The organism is Rhodococcus sp. 05-340-2, from assembly GCF_002258915.1.
GTDB lineage: Bacteria > Actinomycetota > Actinomycetes > Mycobacteriales > Mycobacteriaceae > Rhodococcoides.
In genome coordinates this window covers 26,298-41,953 of sequence record NZ_NOYU01000034.1, presented here as the reverse complement: position 1 = coordinate 41,953, position 15,656 = coordinate 26,298, and the positions used below count along the sequence as shown (strand labels likewise).

General features: G+C 65.3%; 15 protein-coding genes. 9 read left to right on the top strand and 6 right to left on the bottom strand.

Annotated elements, in window-relative coordinates:
* Nucleotides 1–115: 115 nt before the first annotated feature.
* Nucleotides 116–2,155, bottom strand: a complete 2,040-nt coding sequence (locus CH271_RS20940) for a cytochrome c oxidase assembly protein (RefSeq protein WP_094634699.1) — start codon at nt 2,153–2,155, stop codon at nt 116–118.
* Nucleotides 2,156–2,391: 236 nt separating this feature from the next.
* Here CH271_RS20940 and CH271_RS20935 point away from each other — a divergent pair, with 236 nt between their 5' ends.
* Complete coding sequence (locus tag CH271_RS20935; RefSeq protein ID WP_032370892.1) at nt 2,392–3,315, top strand: cation diffusion facilitator family transporter; 924 nt, start codon at nt 2,392–2,394, stop codon at nt 3,313–3,315.
* Nucleotides 3,316–3,511: 196 nt separating this feature from the next.
* Here the strand turns inward: CH271_RS20935 and CH271_RS20930 are convergent, their stop codons facing one another.
* Both CH271_RS20930 and lspA read right to left on the bottom strand, forming a co-directional pair.
* Nucleotides 3,512–3,925 (bottom strand): Rieske (2Fe-2S) protein, encoded by a 414-nt coding sequence (locus CH271_RS20930; RefSeq protein WP_057479439.1) that lies wholly within the window; start codon nt 3,923–3,925, stop codon nt 3,512–3,514.
* 205 nt (nt 3,926–4,130) lie between these two features.
* Nucleotides 4,131–4,649, bottom strand: a complete 519-nt coding sequence (gene lspA, locus CH271_RS20925; RefSeq protein ID WP_094634698.1) for a signal peptidase II — start codon at nt 4,647–4,649, stop codon at nt 4,131–4,133.
* A 291-nt stretch (nt 4,650–4,940) separates the two neighbouring features.
* Here lspA and lnt point away from each other — a divergent pair, with 291 nt between their 5' ends.
* Genes lnt through ccsB form a run of 3 tightly spaced genes read left to right on the top strand, consistent with a single transcriptional unit; the run spans nt 4,941 to nt 9,042 of the window.
* Entirely contained in the window at nt 4,941–6,422 is a 1,482-nt protein-coding gene (gene lnt / locus CH271_RS20920) for an apolipoprotein N-acyltransferase (protein WP_245154457.1), read from the top strand.
* Between the two features lie 27 nt (nt 6,423–6,449).
* Nucleotides 6,450–8,075: a cytochrome c biogenesis protein ResB gene (resB, locus tag CH271_RS20915; RefSeq protein WP_179274839.1), complete on the top strand. Its 1,626-nt coding sequence runs from the start codon at nt 6,450–6,452 to the stop codon at nt 8,073–8,075.
* A 4-nt stretch (nt 8,076–8,079) separates the two neighbouring features.
* Nucleotides 8,080–9,042: a c-type cytochrome biogenesis protein CcsB gene (gene ccsB / locus CH271_RS20910; protein WP_094634696.1), complete on the top strand. Its 963-nt coding sequence runs from the start codon at nt 8,080–8,082 to the stop codon at nt 9,040–9,042.
* Nucleotides 9,043–9,051: 9 nt separating this feature from the next.
* Here ccsB and CH271_RS20905 read toward each other — a convergent pair whose 3' ends face one another.
* The 3 genes from CH271_RS20905 to CH271_RS20895 are packed head-to-tail and all read right to left on the bottom strand — an operon-like array spanning nt 9,052 to nt 11,995.
* Nucleotides 9,052–9,393 carry a DUF3703 domain-containing protein gene (locus CH271_RS20905; protein WP_256986478.1) on the bottom strand — a complete coding sequence of 114 codons (342 nt, stop codon included), beginning with the start codon at nt 9,391–9,393 and terminating at the stop codon, nt 9,052–9,054.
* Nucleotides 9,394–9,399: 6 nt separating this feature from the next.
* Nucleotides 9,400–11,604: a heavy metal translocating P-type ATPase gene (locus CH271_RS20900; protein ID WP_094634695.1), complete on the bottom strand. Its 2,205-nt coding sequence runs from the start codon at nt 11,602–11,604 to the stop codon at nt 9,400–9,402.
* Nucleotides 11,597–11,995 carry an ArsR/SmtB family transcription factor gene (locus CH271_RS20895; RefSeq protein WP_094634694.1) on the bottom strand — a complete coding sequence of 133 codons (399 nt, stop codon included), beginning with the start codon at nt 11,993–11,995 and terminating at the stop codon, nt 11,597–11,599. The genes CH271_RS20900 and CH271_RS20895 overlap by 8 nt, the downstream gene beginning before the upstream one ends.
* Before the next feature lie 135 nt (nt 11,996–12,130).
* On the opposite strand from CH271_RS20895, the gene CH271_RS20890 reads away from it, so the two are divergent.
* From CH271_RS20890 to CH271_RS20870, 5 genes are read left to right on the top strand one after another with little or no spacing between them, the layout of a single operon-like run.
* Nucleotides 12,131–12,790 carry a DsbA family protein gene (locus tag CH271_RS20890; protein ID WP_032370897.1) on the top strand — a complete coding sequence of 220 codons (660 nt, stop codon included), beginning with the start codon at nt 12,131–12,133 and terminating at the stop codon, nt 12,788–12,790.
* Nucleotides 12,765–13,412 (top strand): vitamin K epoxide reductase family protein, encoded by a 648-nt coding sequence (locus tag CH271_RS20885; protein ID WP_094634693.1) that lies wholly within the window; start codon nt 12,765–12,767, stop codon nt 13,410–13,412. Before CH271_RS20890 ends, CH271_RS20885 begins: the two co-directional genes overlap by 26 nt.
* Nucleotides 13,413–13,467: 55 nt before the next feature.
* Complete coding sequence (locus CH271_RS20880; RefSeq protein ID WP_094634692.1) at nt 13,468–14,097, top strand: TlpA family protein disulfide reductase; 630 nt, start codon at nt 13,468–13,470, stop codon at nt 14,095–14,097.
* A 59-nt stretch (nt 14,098–14,156) separates the two neighbouring features.
* A complete protein-coding gene (locus tag CH271_RS20875) occupies nt 14,157–14,726 on the top strand; it encodes a TlpA disulfide reductase family protein (protein WP_094629843.1) in 570 nt (189 codons plus the stop codon).
* Nucleotides 14,723–15,571 (top strand): cytochrome c biogenesis CcdA family protein, encoded by an 849-nt coding sequence (locus CH271_RS20870; protein WP_094634691.1) that lies wholly within the window; start codon nt 14,723–14,725, stop codon nt 15,569–15,571. The genes CH271_RS20875 and CH271_RS20870 overlap by 4 nt, the downstream gene beginning before the upstream one ends.
* Nucleotides 15,572–15,656 lie beyond the last annotated feature (85 nt).

Here is a 15,656-nt window from a genome sequence, read left to right as displayed (position 1 = left end):
CGAGCATAGTTTTTCCATCCCACTCGACCCGGATTCGCCCATACCGCTGGTCACGGTCCTGGGAGGACATCCCGCGGGCTGCGGCGACCCTGACCGAGAACGGATTCTTCGGGTATCAGGGGTGATCCCGCCGAGAGGACAGGCCACCGAGCATGGTGTTGTACGCCTCGAGTTCGGTATCGCCTTGATCGTCGATTCGGCGATCTCGTTGCCGTGCAGCGCTCTCGTCGGCCGCCGACCACCGGACCGCGGCGAGAACCGCGGCAGCGAGCAACGGCAACTCGCCGATGCCCCACGCAAGAGTGCCGCCGCGCCGCTGGTCGGCCAGCAGGTCTGCGTTCCAATCCAGACGCAGTCCGCTGTAGAAGCTCGCTCCGAGCGCGGTCTCGAGATCGATCGTCACGACGAGGAAGAATGCGAACCCGGCCAACGCGGTGATACTCGCGAGCAACTTCGTCAGTCCCGCGATCGGTCTCGGTACCGGGTCTTCGCCGACCGTGCCCCAGAACATCACCATCCCGACGGTCAGGAACCAGCCCTTCATCACCATGTGTGCCACATGCGAGTCGGCGACGGTGTCGAACACTCCGCCGGGGTAGAGCAGGTAGAAGCTGCTCAGGAACACCGTGGTGCTGACCCACGGGTGGATCGCGATCCGGGCTGCTCGGCTGTGCCATGCAGCCCGGAGCCATTCGCGCGAGCCCGGTGCGTCGGCTGCCGGCGCGGTCGGCAGGACCGAGGCGAACAAGGTGGCCGGTCGGCCGAGGACCAACAGCAACGGCACGGCGATGGCGACCGCGGTCAGTCCCGCCATGTGCACGCTGAACATCGCCGGGCTGTAGAGCCCGACCCCGGACGAGGTCGCCACGAGCAGCACCGCAGTGCCCATCAACCAGCTCGCGGTCCACCGCCGCCGCCAGGGCAGGCCTGCCCGCCGGCGGCGCCGCACGGCCACCAGGTACAGGACGGCCGCGATCACCGCCGCGGAGCCGAACACCAGGTCGAAACGCCACTCGAACGCCAACCGCGCTGCGGTGGGCGGGCCGTCCAACACGTAGCCCAAGGCTTCTTCGTGCGCCTGAGGTAGCGAGGCGTTCTGCGGCGGGGGCGGGGGGGTGCGACCGAGTGCGACCGCCAGGCCCACGGTGGTGACGAGAACGAGGGTCTCGATCATCGACAACGTGATCAGGGATCTGCGGTTCTCGGGATCGTGGGCCAGAGCGCCGACCGTTCGTCGTCGCTGTATCCACCCGAGGGTCCCCACGATCGCCAGGGCTGCGATCTTCGCCAGTATCAGAGCGCCGTACGTCGAATCCCACAGCGACGTCACGGGTACTCGCACGGCAGCGTTGACCACTCCGGAGACCGCCATGATCACGAACGCAACCAGAGCGAGCGTCGAGTAGCGGCGGGTCGCGACGGCAAGGTGTCCACCCCCGCGCAGCGCGTGAGCGAGAAGTGCGAGGAGTCCGCCCACCCACAGTGCGGCGGCGAGGATGTGCAGGATCAACGAGTTCGTCGCGATGTCGTGATTGCCGCCGGTCGAGGAGTGGCCGGTGACCGCGCGCGGGATCAACGCGAGCATCGACAGGGCGAACAAGGCGGGGGTCCATCGATGCCGCAACACTGCCGCGCATGCTGCGGCGGTGATCGCCGCGATCGCGGCGGTGATGGCCCATGCAGTGGAGGCCTCGACATCGCCGATCGCACCGAGGAACTGCACCGGTTGCGCCGCAACGGATCCGACAGGTTGACCCGACGCGTCCGAGAGTGTCAGCGGCACCAACGCCGCTGCGCACACCGCCCACACTGCGGAGGCCTTCGCCGCGGTGCGGACGGCGATGTACCCGTCGATGTCGAGCACACCCGACATTTGGGGAGGAACGAGGAACGCTGCGAGAAGCAACGACCCCACCGCCACGACCGCGGCTACCTCTCCGAGCGCGGTCAGCGCCGGAATACCGTAGGTCGTGATCGGTCCCGGATCGGGAAGCCCGAGCAGAATCAGCGCCTGCGACGTCGACAACGCCGCGAGCGCAGCGGCCACCACTGCCGCGATCGCGGCCCACAGCAGCATCACCTGCGAACCGGAGCGTCGATTCACCGGACCGCGGGTCGAGAGTGCGGCTTCGGTGGCCATGTCGTCGGTGGCCATGACGCGGCACCCCTTACGTGGATGATGTGTGGCGGGACAACTGTCGGCCGGCAATATCGGCACGGCTGCGCGACCGAGTCGCGCAACCGAGATCGAACTACTACGAATCATAGTTCTGCGCCGACGCAGTGCGGCCGCGGGCAGCAGCTTCCGGCGAACACAACACTTGCATATATGCGCATATCGCAATATGTTGTGTTCCTGTTATCGAATCTCGCCGAGAAGGGGTACCCACGATGGGACACGGACATGGCCACGGGATAGAGCCGGGATCGCCGGCGAGCGCGTCCGGTAAGCACCTCGGGCGACTGTGGATTGCTGTCGGTCTCGGGGCGGTTACGTTGGTGACGCAGGTGGTAGTGGGTCTGTCCACCTCGTCGCTGGCGTTGTTGTCCGATTCCGCACACGTGTTCACCGACGTGTTCGGGGTCTTGATGGCGATCGTGGCGATCACACTCGCACAGCGGCAGTCTCGCAAGACCGGCCGCACGTTCGGACTGTATCGAGCCGAAGTGTTCGCGGCTCTGTTCAATGCAGTGCTGCTCTTCGGTGTCGCTGGGTGGATTCTCTACGAAGCCGCGCAACGCATCACGAACCCACCGGAGGTGCCCGGGATTCCGGTCATGTTGGTGGCGCTGCTCGGTCTGGCCATGAACCTGATCGCGTTCCTCCTTCTGCGTAGTGGTGCGAAAGAGAGCCTCAATGTTCGGGGTGCGTATCTGGAGGTGATGGCGGACATGCTCGGCTCGATCGGAGTGCTCGTCAGCGGACTGGTCACCGTCGTGTTCGGGTGGCGGTACGCCGACCCGGTCATCGCGGTCGCCATCGGGTTGTTCGTTTTGCCGCGTGCATTCACTCTGGGGCGTCATGCCGTACGAATTCTGCTGCAACACGCTCCGTCGGGCATCGATGTCGCCGCCGTGGAAAAGGCCCTGACCGGTGTCGACGATGTCGAAGAGGTACACGATCTGCACATCTGGACACTGACGTCGGGGATGGAGGTCGCTTCGGCGCATCTGACGGTCGCCCCGGAGGCCGAGACACCCCGGGTGCTCGCTGCAGCGCAGCAGGTTCTCCGCGACGAGTTCGGTCTCGAACACGCCACTGTGCAGGTCGAACCTCAGGAAGGCGAAGGCCGTTGCCGAGAGGTCAATTGGTAGGCAGGTCTCTGGTAGGCAGGTCTCGACCCGGTGCGCGATCGGCACGCCGTGCTGTCGTCGACACGGCAGCGATGTACCGAACCGGCACCAGTCGGGTGGGGGCACAGAGTGGGTCCTCGATTGCCGCACATCGGCCCGGTCGACACCGTTCACCCCGAACCCGTCCACCTCGCATGTTCGGCCGCCCGGTGATGGATCAGTCGACTGTGAGGGTATCTACGGTTCTGGTCACGGCGCGGTTCGGCAGTGGCTCGGTAGCGGGGCTGCGCACGACCACCCCGTCGGTGATCGAGAAGGCACTGTTGTGGCAGGGGCACTCGATCGTGCCGTTGCGGACTCGGTTCACTGTGCACCCTTGGTGAGAACAGATAGCCGAGAAGGCCCGGAAGGTACCGGGTTCCGGTTGGGTGACGACGACCTGCCGGTCGGCGAGCACGATTCCACCGCCGACAGGAACATCGTTCACCGACAAGGTGATGGGACCGTCGGAAGCGGTGTCCTCACCGGACGGGGCTTCGCCGACGCTGCATCCGGCGGCAGCCAGGCACGCTGTAGCGCAGCTCGTAGCGAGAAAAATACGGCGCGGTAGCGCCGGGATGTTGTCGCTCATGCAGCAGGTTCCCCTCGGTGCGCCTCGGTGCGCCTCGGTGAGCGAGAGGCGACGATCGCTTGTCGGTGGTTGTGGTCGAATATGTTTCGAGCCGTTCCGGTGTCGATCACTCTCACTGTTCGAGCGAATCAGCAAGATTGTCCTGTCGCGAATGTGTCTGCACTGCAGGGCATTCGATTCGACCGCCGAGGTATCTCATGCACGTTCACGATTCGGCGCTGTCGGGCACTGCGGGCCGAGGGGTAATCTTTGTGGCCTCTCGCGTGAACAGTGCCGCCCCGATCATCAGCACCACCCCGCAGGTGATGTAGATGTCGGCGAGGTTGAATGTCGGCCACCAACCGGTGTGAAAGTAGTCCGTGACCGCACCGTCGACAAGCCGGTCCAGAACGTTGGACAGCGCGCCGGCGAGGATCAACGCCAGCGCCACCGTGGTCCACTGCTCCCCGTGCCGAGCGCTGTGCCATCCGTAGGCCGCGACCCCGGCGGTGATCGTCGCCGTGACCGACACGATCACCCATAGGGGCAGCGAATTGCCCAGACTGAAGGCCATTCCGCGGTTGAAGGCGAGTCGCAATTCGAGGATCGGTAGTGGGATCGGAGAGCCGACCAATGCTTCTTGCGCCCAGTAGTCGACGGTCAGCGCGGTAACGACCAATGTCAGCACGAGAGTCACTGCGTAAGCACGCAGCCGCGTGGGAGACGTGGTGGGGGAGCGGTTCACGGATCCTCGTTCTCGGGTGTGTACCTCGGACAGGTGCTGGGTGTCGACGGAAGGGGATCGGTCACCGCCGCAGAGTTGCCATCACATAAAATACTATGCACCATAGTAGTTGATGAACGGCAGAGATTTCTCCGGTACCGGCTGCACGCTCATGTCGTCATGAGGGCCGCTCCTGACACAGAACCCGGACCTCGACGACCCGGCGACGACCCGAACCGGGCGCGGTGGGTGACCGGCAGCAACGGAGTCCGTGCCTGGATCCGGCTCCTCGCGGCTGCCTCATCCGGGCTGATGTTGTACGCCACGTTCCCGCCCCTAGATCTGTGGTTTCTCGCTCCGGTAGCACTTGCAATGCTGCTGTTGGCTGTGCGCGGGCGAGGGGCGCGTGCGGGGGCCGGCTACGGCTTCGTTGCCGGCTCGGCGTTCTTCGTGCCTCTGCTGCCGTGGGTGGGGGAGTACGTCGGATCGGTGCCGTGGCTGGCGCTGGCCGTGGTTCAAGCCCTCTTCGTGGCGATGTTCGGCGCAGTAGCGGATCGGATGTCGCGACTGCCGTGGGGGCCGGTCTGGGTGGCGAGCGCCTGGGTGGCGATGGAAGCGGCACGATCTAGGATCCCGTTCGGCGGATTCCCCTGGGGCCGCATCGCATTCGGTCAATCCGACGGGCCGCTGCTGCCTCTGGCTGCGTTGATCGGCGCGCCGGGGTTGTCGTTCGTCGTGGTGCTGATCGGGTCCGCTCTGGCCGGTGCCATCGCTTCCGATCGCATCACCCGCAGAACTGCAGCAGCGTCGTGCATCGGTGCGGCCACTGCTGTAGGGGCGCTCACGGTGGTAGCTCCACTGTTCGCTCCGCCGCAGCAGGACACGGTCACCGTCGCCTTGGTGCAAGGCAACGTCCCGCGGCTCGGTCTCGACTTCAACGCCCAACGACGAGCGGTGCTCGACAACCACGTTCAGCGCACCATCGAGCTCGCCGACGACATCGACTCCGGCCGCGTACGCGCACCCGATCTGGTCATCTGGCCGGAGAACTCCTCCGACATCGACCCCCTGCGCAACCCCGATGCCGCCGCACGTATCGACGCCGCGGCCCGCGCCGTCGGTGTGCCCATTCTCGTCGGCACGGTACTACGCCAGGGCGACGGCACCACCACGAACACCTCGATCGTGTGGGATCCGGTCACCGGCCCAGGGCAGAGGCACGACAAGCGGCAACTGGTGCCGTTCGGCGAATACCTGCCGCTCCGCACGATCGTCACCGCACTCTCTCCCTACGCCGCCCAAGCAGGACGCTTCGTTCCGGGTCAGGGCAACGGCGTCGTCGACCTCGCCGGAGTGCCCGTGGCGGTGGCCACCTGCTACGAGGTCGCCTTCGACGCATTGCTCACCGACTCCGTTCGCGCCGGTGCCCAGCTGATCGCAGTGCCGACCAACAACGCCACCTTCGGTCGGACGAACATGACCTATCAACAACTCGCCATGTCGCGGGTACGAGCGGTCGAACACGGGCGCAGCGTCGTCGTTTCGGCCACCAGCGGCGTCAGCGCCGTCATCGATGCACGCGGGGAGGTCGTCGAGCGCACGGAGCTGTTCACCCCCGCAGCTGTCGTCACCGAGGTGTCACTGAGCACCACGCTCACCCCGGCGACGATCACCGGCAGCGTTCCGGAATGGATTGCCGCCACCGGCGCTGTTGCGGCACTGGCGTTCTCGCTGCTGCGCCGACCACGCCCCACCGCACCGAACCCGCAAACTACTATGTCGCGTAGTATTTAGATGGTGGTCGGTGAAGGGCGTGCGGAGATGACGATCGACGAACACCCCGGTGCGCACTCGCCGAGACTGGTGCGCAGAACGGTGGCGATGCTGCGCAACCGGTGGCGACAACTGACGTCGATGCGTACAGCGTTGGTGCTGCTGTTTCTTCTCGCCGCCGCAGCAATCCCCGGCGCACTGCTGCCGCAGCGCAATCTCAATACCCAGGCCGTCGATGCCTACATCGCCGCGCGCCCGGCTCTCGGGCCGGTGATGGACACACTGGAATTGTTCGACGTGTTTGCAAGTTCCTGGTTCACCGCGATCTACGTCCTGCTGTTCGTGTCGCTGATCGGCTGTCTGACTCCGCGGTTGATCGAGCACGGTAAAGCTCTTCGCGCACAACCTGTTCGAGTGCCCCGAAATCTCACTCGACTACCGTTGCATCATTCGGGCACCCTCGCCGGTGACCCCGAGAAGGTGATTGCCGACATCGCGCCGCACTTGAAAGGGTGGCGTACCGTCGTTCGGCCCGAGCCCGATGGGGCACTGACTCTCTCGGCCGAGAAGGGCTATACCCGCGAGGCCGGGAACTTGCTCTTCCACTTCTCGCTGATCGGTCTGCTCGCCGCTATCGCCATCGGCAAACTGTTCGGCTACGAAGGCTCGGTCATCGTCATCGCCGACAACGGACCCGGTTTCTGCAACACCTCTCCCGCCGTCTACGACTCCTTCCGTGCTGGCAACAGCACTGACGGCACCGGACTCGAGCCGTTCTGTATCCGGGTCAAGGACTTCACCGCCGACTACCTCGAGAACGGTCAGGCCGAGATGTTCACCTCGAACATCTCCTACCAGAGCGCCGACGACATCGCCGCCGACACCTGGCGCGATTATCAACTCAAAGTCAACGAACCTCTCCGGCTCGGCGACGAACGCATCTACCTCACCGGACACGGCTATGCCCCCGAGTTCACCGTCACCTTCCCCGACGGCCAGACCCGCACCGAAGCCCTGCAGTTCCGCCCCGACGACGCCACCACGTTCCTCAGCAGCGGCGCGCTGCGATTCGACCCACCCGGGGGGACCTACGCCACCGCCGACGAACGCCGCCGAGGCCAGATCGCCATCGAAGGACTCTTCGCGCCCACCGCGCAATTCAACGGGAATCTGCTCTCCTCTCGCTTCCCGGAATTGGTCGATCCCGCTGTGGCAGTGGACATCTACAAGGGCGACACCGGTCTCGACACCGGCATCCCGCAGTCGATCTTCTCCCTGGACCAGGAGATGATCAACCAGGGTCGGCTGGTCAAGCAGGACCGGGTCAACCTGCGGCCCGGAGAATCGACAACCCTCTCCGACGGCACTCTCGTCCGGTTCGACGGTGCCAAGGAATTCGCGAACCTGCAGGTCGGATACGACCCCGCGCAGCGGTGGGTGCTCGTGTTCGCGGTCACGATGATGACCGGACTGCTGGTGTCCCTGGTCATCACACGCCGTCGCATCTGGTTCCGGGCCCACCTTGGCGAACCCGGTCTCTCGCGAGTGGACATGGGCGGCCTGGCTCGCACAGATCACGCCGGCTGGGGACCCGAATTCCAGACCCTCCGGTCACAGATCTGGCCGCAGGCAACCCCGAGCGACTCCGAGACCCACGACAGAGAAACGGTGTAGCACCATGCCGATCGACGACACCCTCGCTCGTTGGAGCGACATCAGCTTCGAGACCGCCTTCGTGGTCTATCTCCTCGCAGCAATCGCATTCCTCGGTCAGCTCGCGTCGACCCGTAGCGCGGAGCTGCACAATATGGAGCGACTGCGCACGCGGGTGATCGCAGTGACATCGTCGACGCCCGGTCGCATTCCCGACGCACCCCGGCGGGTTCCGTCCGAACGCATGGGCCGTACCGGACTCGGGCTGGTGATGGTGGCGCTGACGTTGCATGTCGGGTCGATCGTTCTTCGCGGGATCGCCGCCGGCCGCCCGCCGTGGGGCAACATGTACGAATTCGTCTCGGTCACCTGCGCGGCCGGTGTACTGGCTGCACTGGTGGTGCTGCGCTCCAAGCAACTGCGCACCCTGTGGTTGTTCGTCCTGGTGCCGACGTTGATCCTCCTGTTCGTCGCTGGCACCGTGCTGTACGCCAACGCAGCACCGGTGGTACCGGCACTGCAGTCGTACTGGCTGCCGGTGCACGTCTCGATCGTCTCGCTCGGCAGCGGGGTGTTCTTGATCTCCGGGGTTGCGAGCGCGCTGTTCCTGATCCGCATGAAGCATCCCGAGGCCTCGGGGAGCAGAATGAGCCGAATCGTCGCCCGTCTGCCTTCCGCGCAGACACTGGACATCCTGGCGTACAAGACCACGATCTTCGCATTTCCACTCTTCGGCGTCGGCGTCATCCTCGGTGCCATTTGGGCCGAAGCCGCATGGGGCCGATTCTGGGGCTGGGACCCGAAAGAAACGGTCTCCTTCATCACCTGGATCGTGTACGCCTCCTACCTGCACGCCCGAGCCACCAGCGGATGGCGCAACACCCGCGCAGCATGGATCAACATCGCCGGATTCGTGGCGATGCTGTTCAACCTGTTCATCATCAACATGGTCGTCTCAGGCCTGCACTCCTACGCAGGCCTGAACTGATGACTCCCGCTACGTGCCCCCCAGCGCGTCCGCAAGGTCCTGCGGAATGGGCATCGGCGACATCAGTCCCGCCTCGACCCGGCCGGTGTTACCGGCCGGGTATCGCCCCGACCACGATCCTGGAGCAGCGACCACGATCCGAATCAACTGGCCCCAGGATTCGCGCCGATCATGTTCTGTCACCGCAGCTTTCAACATCGCGGCGTGGTTGCGAGTATGCAACCACGGATAGGGCTGCGAGAGGATGTGTGCTCGTTCGAGGTGGTACCAGCGCACCTCTGTTGTCGATGCCCCTGCTGCTGCGGTCATTTCTATCCCGTAGAGCCTGCGTGCAGTTCGATCACCGCTCACCGGTCTCTACCTCTTTCCGCGGAAGAGTTCGCCGTACGCGGGGGTCGATGTGCAGCAGGTACATCCATCCGAGCACCCGGAGCTGCCATCGTCTGCTCCGATCGCCGACGGTGACGTTGCGGTGGTGGAGGCCAGTAGGTTCCCAGATGCAGGTGCGGTGTTCCTCGGCGTCGGAGCCGGAGCGCAGCAGGCATCCGCGAAGGCCGCTGCGGGCGCGATCGTTACGTTGAGGGCACCGGACGCCGCGGGCGGGGGCACGAAACCGTCCAAGGGCGTGGTGCGGGCGGCGCGAATCGCATTGGCTATGACCAGGACTTCGGCGAGTTCGTGGACGAGCACCACGGTGGCCAAGCCCAGGACACCGGTAGCAGCCAGTGGGACGAGCACGCCGATGATGGCAATCGACAAGGCGATGTTCTCGATCATGATGCGCCGGGCGCGTCGAGCGTGGGCCAGCACCTGCGGTAGATGCCGGAGGTCTTCCCCCATGAGGGCAACATCGGCGGTCTCGATGGCAACGTCGGTTCCCATCGCGCCCATGGCGATACCGACATCTGCGGTCGCCAAGGCGGGAGCGTCGTTGATGCCGTCGCCGACCATGGCAAGCTTGCGTCCGGCCGCGATGTCGGTCAGCAGGGCCGCTTTGTCCTCGGGCAGTAGTTCGGCGTGGACGGCGGTGATGCCCGCCTGGGTCGCCAGAGCCTGCGCAGTGAGCGCGTTGTCGCCGGTGAGCATCGCAGTGTCGATACCGAGCGCGGTGAGTTGGCGGACAGCCTCGGCGGCCTCGGGCCGCAGTTCGTCGCGGACGGCGATCGCAGCGATCAGAACTCCGGCGCGTTCGACGAGAACGACTGTGGCACCGCTGCTTTGGAGACGAGCGACGTCGGCGTGGAACTCCTCGGAGCTGGGGTGTGTGTCGAACCAGCTCGGTTTCCCGAGCCTGATCGCGGCTCCGTCGAGGGTGCCGGTCAGGCCGTGCCCGGCGATGGCAGTGACATCATCGGCTGCCGCGACGGTCGATACGGAGGCCAGTACGGCGCGGGCGAGTGGATGCTCGCTGCGCGCTTCGAGCGCAGCAGCAACGGCCAGCGCGTCGTCGCGGCTGATTCCCGCAGCGGTGACGACGTCGACGACCTCCGGTCGTCCTGCGGTGAGGGTGCCGGTCTTGTCCAAGGCGACGACGCGAATGCGGCCCAGCTCTTCCACTGCTGCACCGCCTTTGATCAATGCCCCGTTGCGGCTCGCAGCCCCGATCGCCGCCACCACCGACAGCGGCACCGAGATGGCCAACGCGCACGGTGATGCCGCGACCAGGACCACCAGTGCGCGTTCGAGCCACAACATGGGGTCACCGAGCACCGCACCGACGCCGGCGACGAGTACGGCGAGAATCATGATCGAGGGCACGAGCGGACGTGCGATACGGTCCGCGAGCCGTTGGCCGGCCCCTTTGCGGTCCTGGGCCTGTTCGACGATGCGGACGATGCGAGCAAGCGAACTCTCCGATGCCGGCGCGGTGACGGTGACCTCGATGGCCCCGCCGCCGTTGATGGCACCGGCATGCACCTCGTCACCGACACCGGCTTCGATGGGCACGGACTCGCCGGTGATCGCAGATACGTCCAGATTCGTCGAACCGCGAGCGATGGTGCCGTCCGTGGCAGCTCGCTCACCCGGCCGCAGCACCATGATGTCCCCGATCACGACCTCGTCGGGGGACAGGGCCTGCTCGGTTCCACCGCGCAGGACAGATACCGTCGGCGGCACCAAGGACAGGAGTGCGCGCAGTCCGCGACGGGTCTTGGTGACCGCGTATTCCTCGAGTCCCTCGGCGACGGAGAACAAGATGCCGAGCATCGCGGCCTCGGGGATCTGGCCCAATGCGATGGCACCGAGGAGCGCGATCGTCATCAGCGTGCCGACACCGATGCGTCCGTGTCGCAGATTTCTCACCGTCGCGGGAACGAAGGTGACGGCGGCGATCGCGGCAGCGATCAGAGCGCCGACGGTCGCAACCGCATCGGCACCCGTTCGACCGAGCAACCACGATGCGCCCAGGATGATCGCGGCGGCCGAGGCGAGTTGCAGCTCGCGGACCTGCCACAACCTCGGGAGTGCATCGGTCGGAGCCGGACCTCCCGTGCCCGCACCGTCAGCAGTGGATTCGGTGGTCGGCGCTGCCGGGGTAGGTCCGCAGCACGCGTCAGCCATGATCGACCCCGGTGACTTCGGTGGTGGCCGAGGCGGTGGGCAGTGCCTCGGTCAGTGTCGTGAGCAGTCGGGTGCCGCGGTCGGTGAGCGAATACATGACCAACTTTCCGTCTCTGTTCGATGTGACGGCGTCCGCGGCTTTGAGTTTGCGGAGATGGTGGGAGACCAGCTTCTGGCTCTGTCCCACGATCCACGCGATGTCGCAGCCACACATCTGCCCGCCGGCGTTCAACGCGAGCGCGATGGTCAGTCGGGTGGGGTCGCCGAATGCTCGGGCAGCGTCGGCTACCGGTTCGATATCGCCGACCGCGGGCAGAGTAGCGCGCACTCTCTCGGCGTAAGGGAGGTCCATACACAACAGATCGCACGAGTCCAGAGGTTCCAAGGCCATGGGCACAATCTAACAATCATGCGATCGTTAGGGAAGGACCATTAGTCAACGTTCGTACGATTGTTAGTGTCATAGCGGTCGAAACGCCCATATCGGGCCCATTGATCAATCCGAACGAATCGAGAAGGTGGTTGTATGAGCAGAGCGTTGAAGATTTCCTTGTCCCTGGTGATCGTGTTCGCCGCCGCGTTGGCTGTATTTCTGGTGGTGGATCGATCGGGGTCTCCGGATGCTGCCGCCGCCGAGCAGGCCGCGACCGACCCTGCCTCGATTGCGGTGCGCGAGAACAGTCATCGGTTGAACTCGGTGCCCGACGGCCGGGTCACGTTCGTGGAGTTCCTCGACTTCGAGTGCGAGGCCTGCCGATCGGCCTACCCGGCGATCGAGCAATTGCGTGAAGAGTACGGCGACCGGGTGAGCTTCGTGGCCCGCTACTTTCCGATCGCCTCGCACTTCAATGCCGAACGAGCCGCACGCGCAGTCGAGGCCGCGGCCCAGCAGGGCGGATTCGAGGCGATGTATCAGCGCATGTACGAAACGCAGGCGCAGTGGGGCGAACAGCAGGTTCCGCAGGACGAGTTGTTCCGCAGCTTCGCCGTCGAGCAAGGGCTCGACATGAGCGCCTTCGATGCCGCCTACACCGACCCTGCGACGCTCGCGCGCATCGAGGCCGACGTCGCGGACGGGATCGCGCTCGGCGTGCAGGGCACCCCGACGTTCTTCCTCAACGGCACCAAGATCGAACCCACCACCTACGGAGACCTCGCCGATGCCCTCGACGCTGCACTCGGCTGACCTCCCAGCGAACGAGACCCGACAAGGTGGATCGTTCGGCCGGAGCCTGCCCTGGCTGCTGTTGGTGGGCGGCCTGATCGGCCTGACTGCCGCGTTCGTGCTCACGGTAGAAAAGTTCGCTCTGGCGCTCGATCCCGCCTACGCCCCGACCTGCAGCATCAACCCGGTGCTCAACTGCGGATCGGTGATGGACACCCCGCAGGCGTCTGCGTTCGGATTTCCCAATTCCCTTCTCGGGATCGCAGGCTTCGCCGTCGTGGCGGCAGTGGGTGCCGCCCTTCTCGCCGGTGCGGTGTTCGCACAGTGGTTCTGGGGCGCAGTGCAGGTCGGTGTCACTGCTGCCGCAGTCTTCGTGCACTGGCTGATCGCGCAGAGCCTGTACGAGATCGGCGCCCTGTGCCCCTACTGCATGGCGGTGTGGGCGGTCACCGTACCGATCTTCTGGTACGTCACGCTGCGCAACCTCGACCGCGCCAGGTCGAAATCCGCTCTTGGGCAATGGTTTCGGCTATGGCTTGACTCGCTGATTCGCAATCACTCGATTCCGCTGACCGTGTGGTTTCTCGTCCTCATCGCCCTGATCGCGCAGCGTTTCTGGTCGTACTGGTCCACGCTCCTATGATCCGCGACGTACCGTTCGCCCCTCTGCCGCCCTCTCGAGAAAGAAGGTCACGGCGATGACGCGCGGCTGGTCGATCGTCATGCTCGTCGTTGTCGTTGCATCGATCGTCGCACTGTGGCCCCGCTCCGGTGGCGTCGAGGGCGGCCCGTCCGACGTCATCGCCAACAATGTCGCTCCGGTCGGACCCGAACCCACATTGTCCCGCCCGCCGGATGACGCGGCACGAGCAACAGCGCTACCGATGTGTCCGCCGCCGGTACCACGCGAAGGCGGTCCGCTGGCGGGAGTGATAGCGCGCTGCATCGGCAGCGACAGCTATGTCGATCTCGCCGACGTTCTCGGCAGCGAGGCGACGCTGATCAACCTGTGGGCATCCTGGTGCGGCCCGTGCCGCACCGAGATGCCCGTACTCGATGCCTACGCCGCAGAACCCGACGCGATCCCAGTCATCGGAATCGACGTCGAGGACCGACCCGAGGACGCGGCCGCGCTGCTCACGCAACTGGGCGTCCGCTATCCGAACTACATCGACGGCGGCAGCGTCCTGGACGCGCTCTCGGCACCGCCGGTCCTTCCCCTGAGCTTTCTCCTCCACCCGGACGGAACGATCGAGCGCATCACCGACCCGACAGTGTTCGAGACGACAGACCAGATCCGCACTGCAGTAAAGGATTTCACCTCATGACACGTTTTTTCCCTGCGCGGGTCGGTGCGCGCCGTCAAGGCTCCACGCCCACCGCGGCAATGGGATCGATTCTTGCCGTCGTACTACTGATCTCCGGATGCTCCGACGGCGCACAGGCTGCATCCACGGGAGGTAGCTTCGACTTCGTCGCCCCCGGCGGTCGAACCGACATCGTCTACGATCCCCCCGAAACACGCGGTACCATAGGCGAACTCGCCGGCCCCGATCTGATGGAGGAAGGCAAGACGACCGCTCTGTCGGACTACGACGGCAAGGTGGTGGTGATCAATCTCTGGGGTCAGTGGTGTGGCCCCTGCCGCGGCGAAGCCGACGACCTCGAAGAGGTCTACGAGACCACCCGCGAGCGCGGCGTGCAGTTCCTCGGCCTCAACGTCAGAGATCCACAGAAGGACAAAGCGCAGGACTTCGTGGTCGACAACGACGTCTCCTACCCCTCGATCTACGACCCTTCGATGCGGACCCTGATCGCTCTCGGCGGGAACTACCCGACCAGCGTGATCCCCTCGACGCTGGTACTCGACCGTCAGCACCGCGTGGCCGCGGTCTTCATGCGCGCCCTGCTCACCGACGACCTCCTTCCCGTCGTCGAACGGATAGCCGCGGAATGACGACTCTTCTCGCCCAGGACATCGGTTCGGCCTTCCAGAACGCGGCATCGAGCGGGCCACTGCTGCTCGCGATCGCGGCATGCATGCTCGCCGGGTTGGTCTCGTTCGCCTCACCGTGCGTGGTGCCGCTGGTGCCGGGATACCTGTCCTACCTGGCAGGAATCGCCGGTGCCGACGCCCAATCGGCCGATACCCGATCGCCCGGCACCTCGACCACCGGCACGTCGACCACCGGCACGTCGTCGACGGAGCTGGCGAATCGCTGGCGTGTGGCCGGCGCAGCGTCGTTGTTCGTCGCCGGATTCACGATCGTCTTCGTCCTCGCCACAGCCTCGATCTTCGGAGTCATCGGCACCTTGCGCATCAACGAGCAAGTACTTCAACGAGTCGGCGGCGTCATCACGATCATCATGGGTGCAGCGTTCATCGGATTGATACCCGCACTGCAACGCGACACCCGATTCGCACCTCAGCAGATCTCGTCCCTCGCCGGAGCGCCGCTGCTCGGCGGTGTGTTCGCGCTCGGCTGGACACCGTGTCTGGGCCCCACCCTCGCCGGCGTTCTGTCTGTCGCGGCAGGAACCGAAGGTGCAACCGCAGCCCGCGGGGTCACTCTCATCGTCGCGTACTGCATGGGACTCGGCCTACCGTTCGTCGTCCTCGCGTTCGGTTCGAGTTCGGCGATGCGCGGGGTGGGGTGGCTTCGAAGGAACTCACAGAAGATCAAGATCGCTGGCGGTGTCATCATGATCGCCGTCGGCGTGGCGCTGCTGACCGGAGTGTGGGGGTTGTTCATCGCCTGGATCCGCAACGAATTCGTCAGTGCAGTGATCCTGCCCATCTGATCGAGATGTCGCCGAACCACCACGCCGCATTGCATTGTTCGGGTAGCCGAACTATATTTTCAGGGTCCTGACATACTGTTGGTGC

Bases quoted from the DNA above. Each gene is read 5' to 3' on its own strand.
- CH271_RS20875 (WP_094629843.1), top strand. From the start codon at position 14,157: ATGGGATCGATTCTTGCCGTCGTACTACTGATCTCCGGATGCTCCGAC.
- CH271_RS20930 (WP_057479439.1), bottom strand. From the start codon at position 3,925: ATGAGCGACAACATCCCGGCGCTACCGCGCCGTATTTTTCTCGCTACG.
- CH271_RS20885 (WP_094634693.1), top strand. From the start codon at position 12,765: ATGCCCTCGACGCTGCACTCGGCTGACCTCCCAGCGAACGAGACCCGA.
- CH271_RS20880 (WP_094634692.1), top strand. From the start codon at position 13,468: ATGACGCGCGGCTGGTCGATCGTCATGCTCGTCGTTGTCGTTGCATCG.
- ccsB (WP_094634696.1), top strand. From the start codon at position 8,080: ATGCCGATCGACGACACCCTCGCTCGTTGGAGCGACATCAGCTTCGAG.
- CH271_RS20935 (WP_032370892.1), top strand. From the start codon at position 2,392: ATGGGACACGGACATGGCCACGGGATAGAGCCGGGATCGCCGGCGAGC.
- CH271_RS20940 (WP_094634699.1), bottom strand. From the start codon at position 2,155: ATGGCCACCGACGACATGGCCACCGAAGCCGCACTCTCGACCCGCGGT.
- CH271_RS20890 (WP_032370897.1), top strand. From the start codon at position 12,131: ATGAGCAGAGCGTTGAAGATTTCCTTGTCCCTGGTGATCGTGTTCGCC.
- lnt (WP_245154457.1), top strand. From the start codon at position 4,941: ATGTTGTACGCCACGTTCCCGCCCCTAGATCTGTGGTTTCTCGCTCCG.
- CH271_RS20870 (WP_094634691.1), top strand. From the start codon at position 14,723: ATGACGACTCTTCTCGCCCAGGACATCGGTTCGGCCTTCCAGAACGCG.
- CH271_RS20900 (WP_094634695.1), bottom strand. From the start codon at position 11,604: ATGGCTGACGCGTGCTGCGGACCTACCCCGGCAGCGCCGACCACCGAA.
- CH271_RS20895 (WP_094634694.1), bottom strand. From the start codon at position 11,995: ATGGCCTTGGAACCTCTGGACTCGTGCGATCTGTTGTGTATGGACCTC.
- resB (WP_179274839.1), top strand. From the start codon at position 6,450: ATGACGATCGACGAACACCCCGGTGCGCACTCGCCGAGACTGGTGCGC.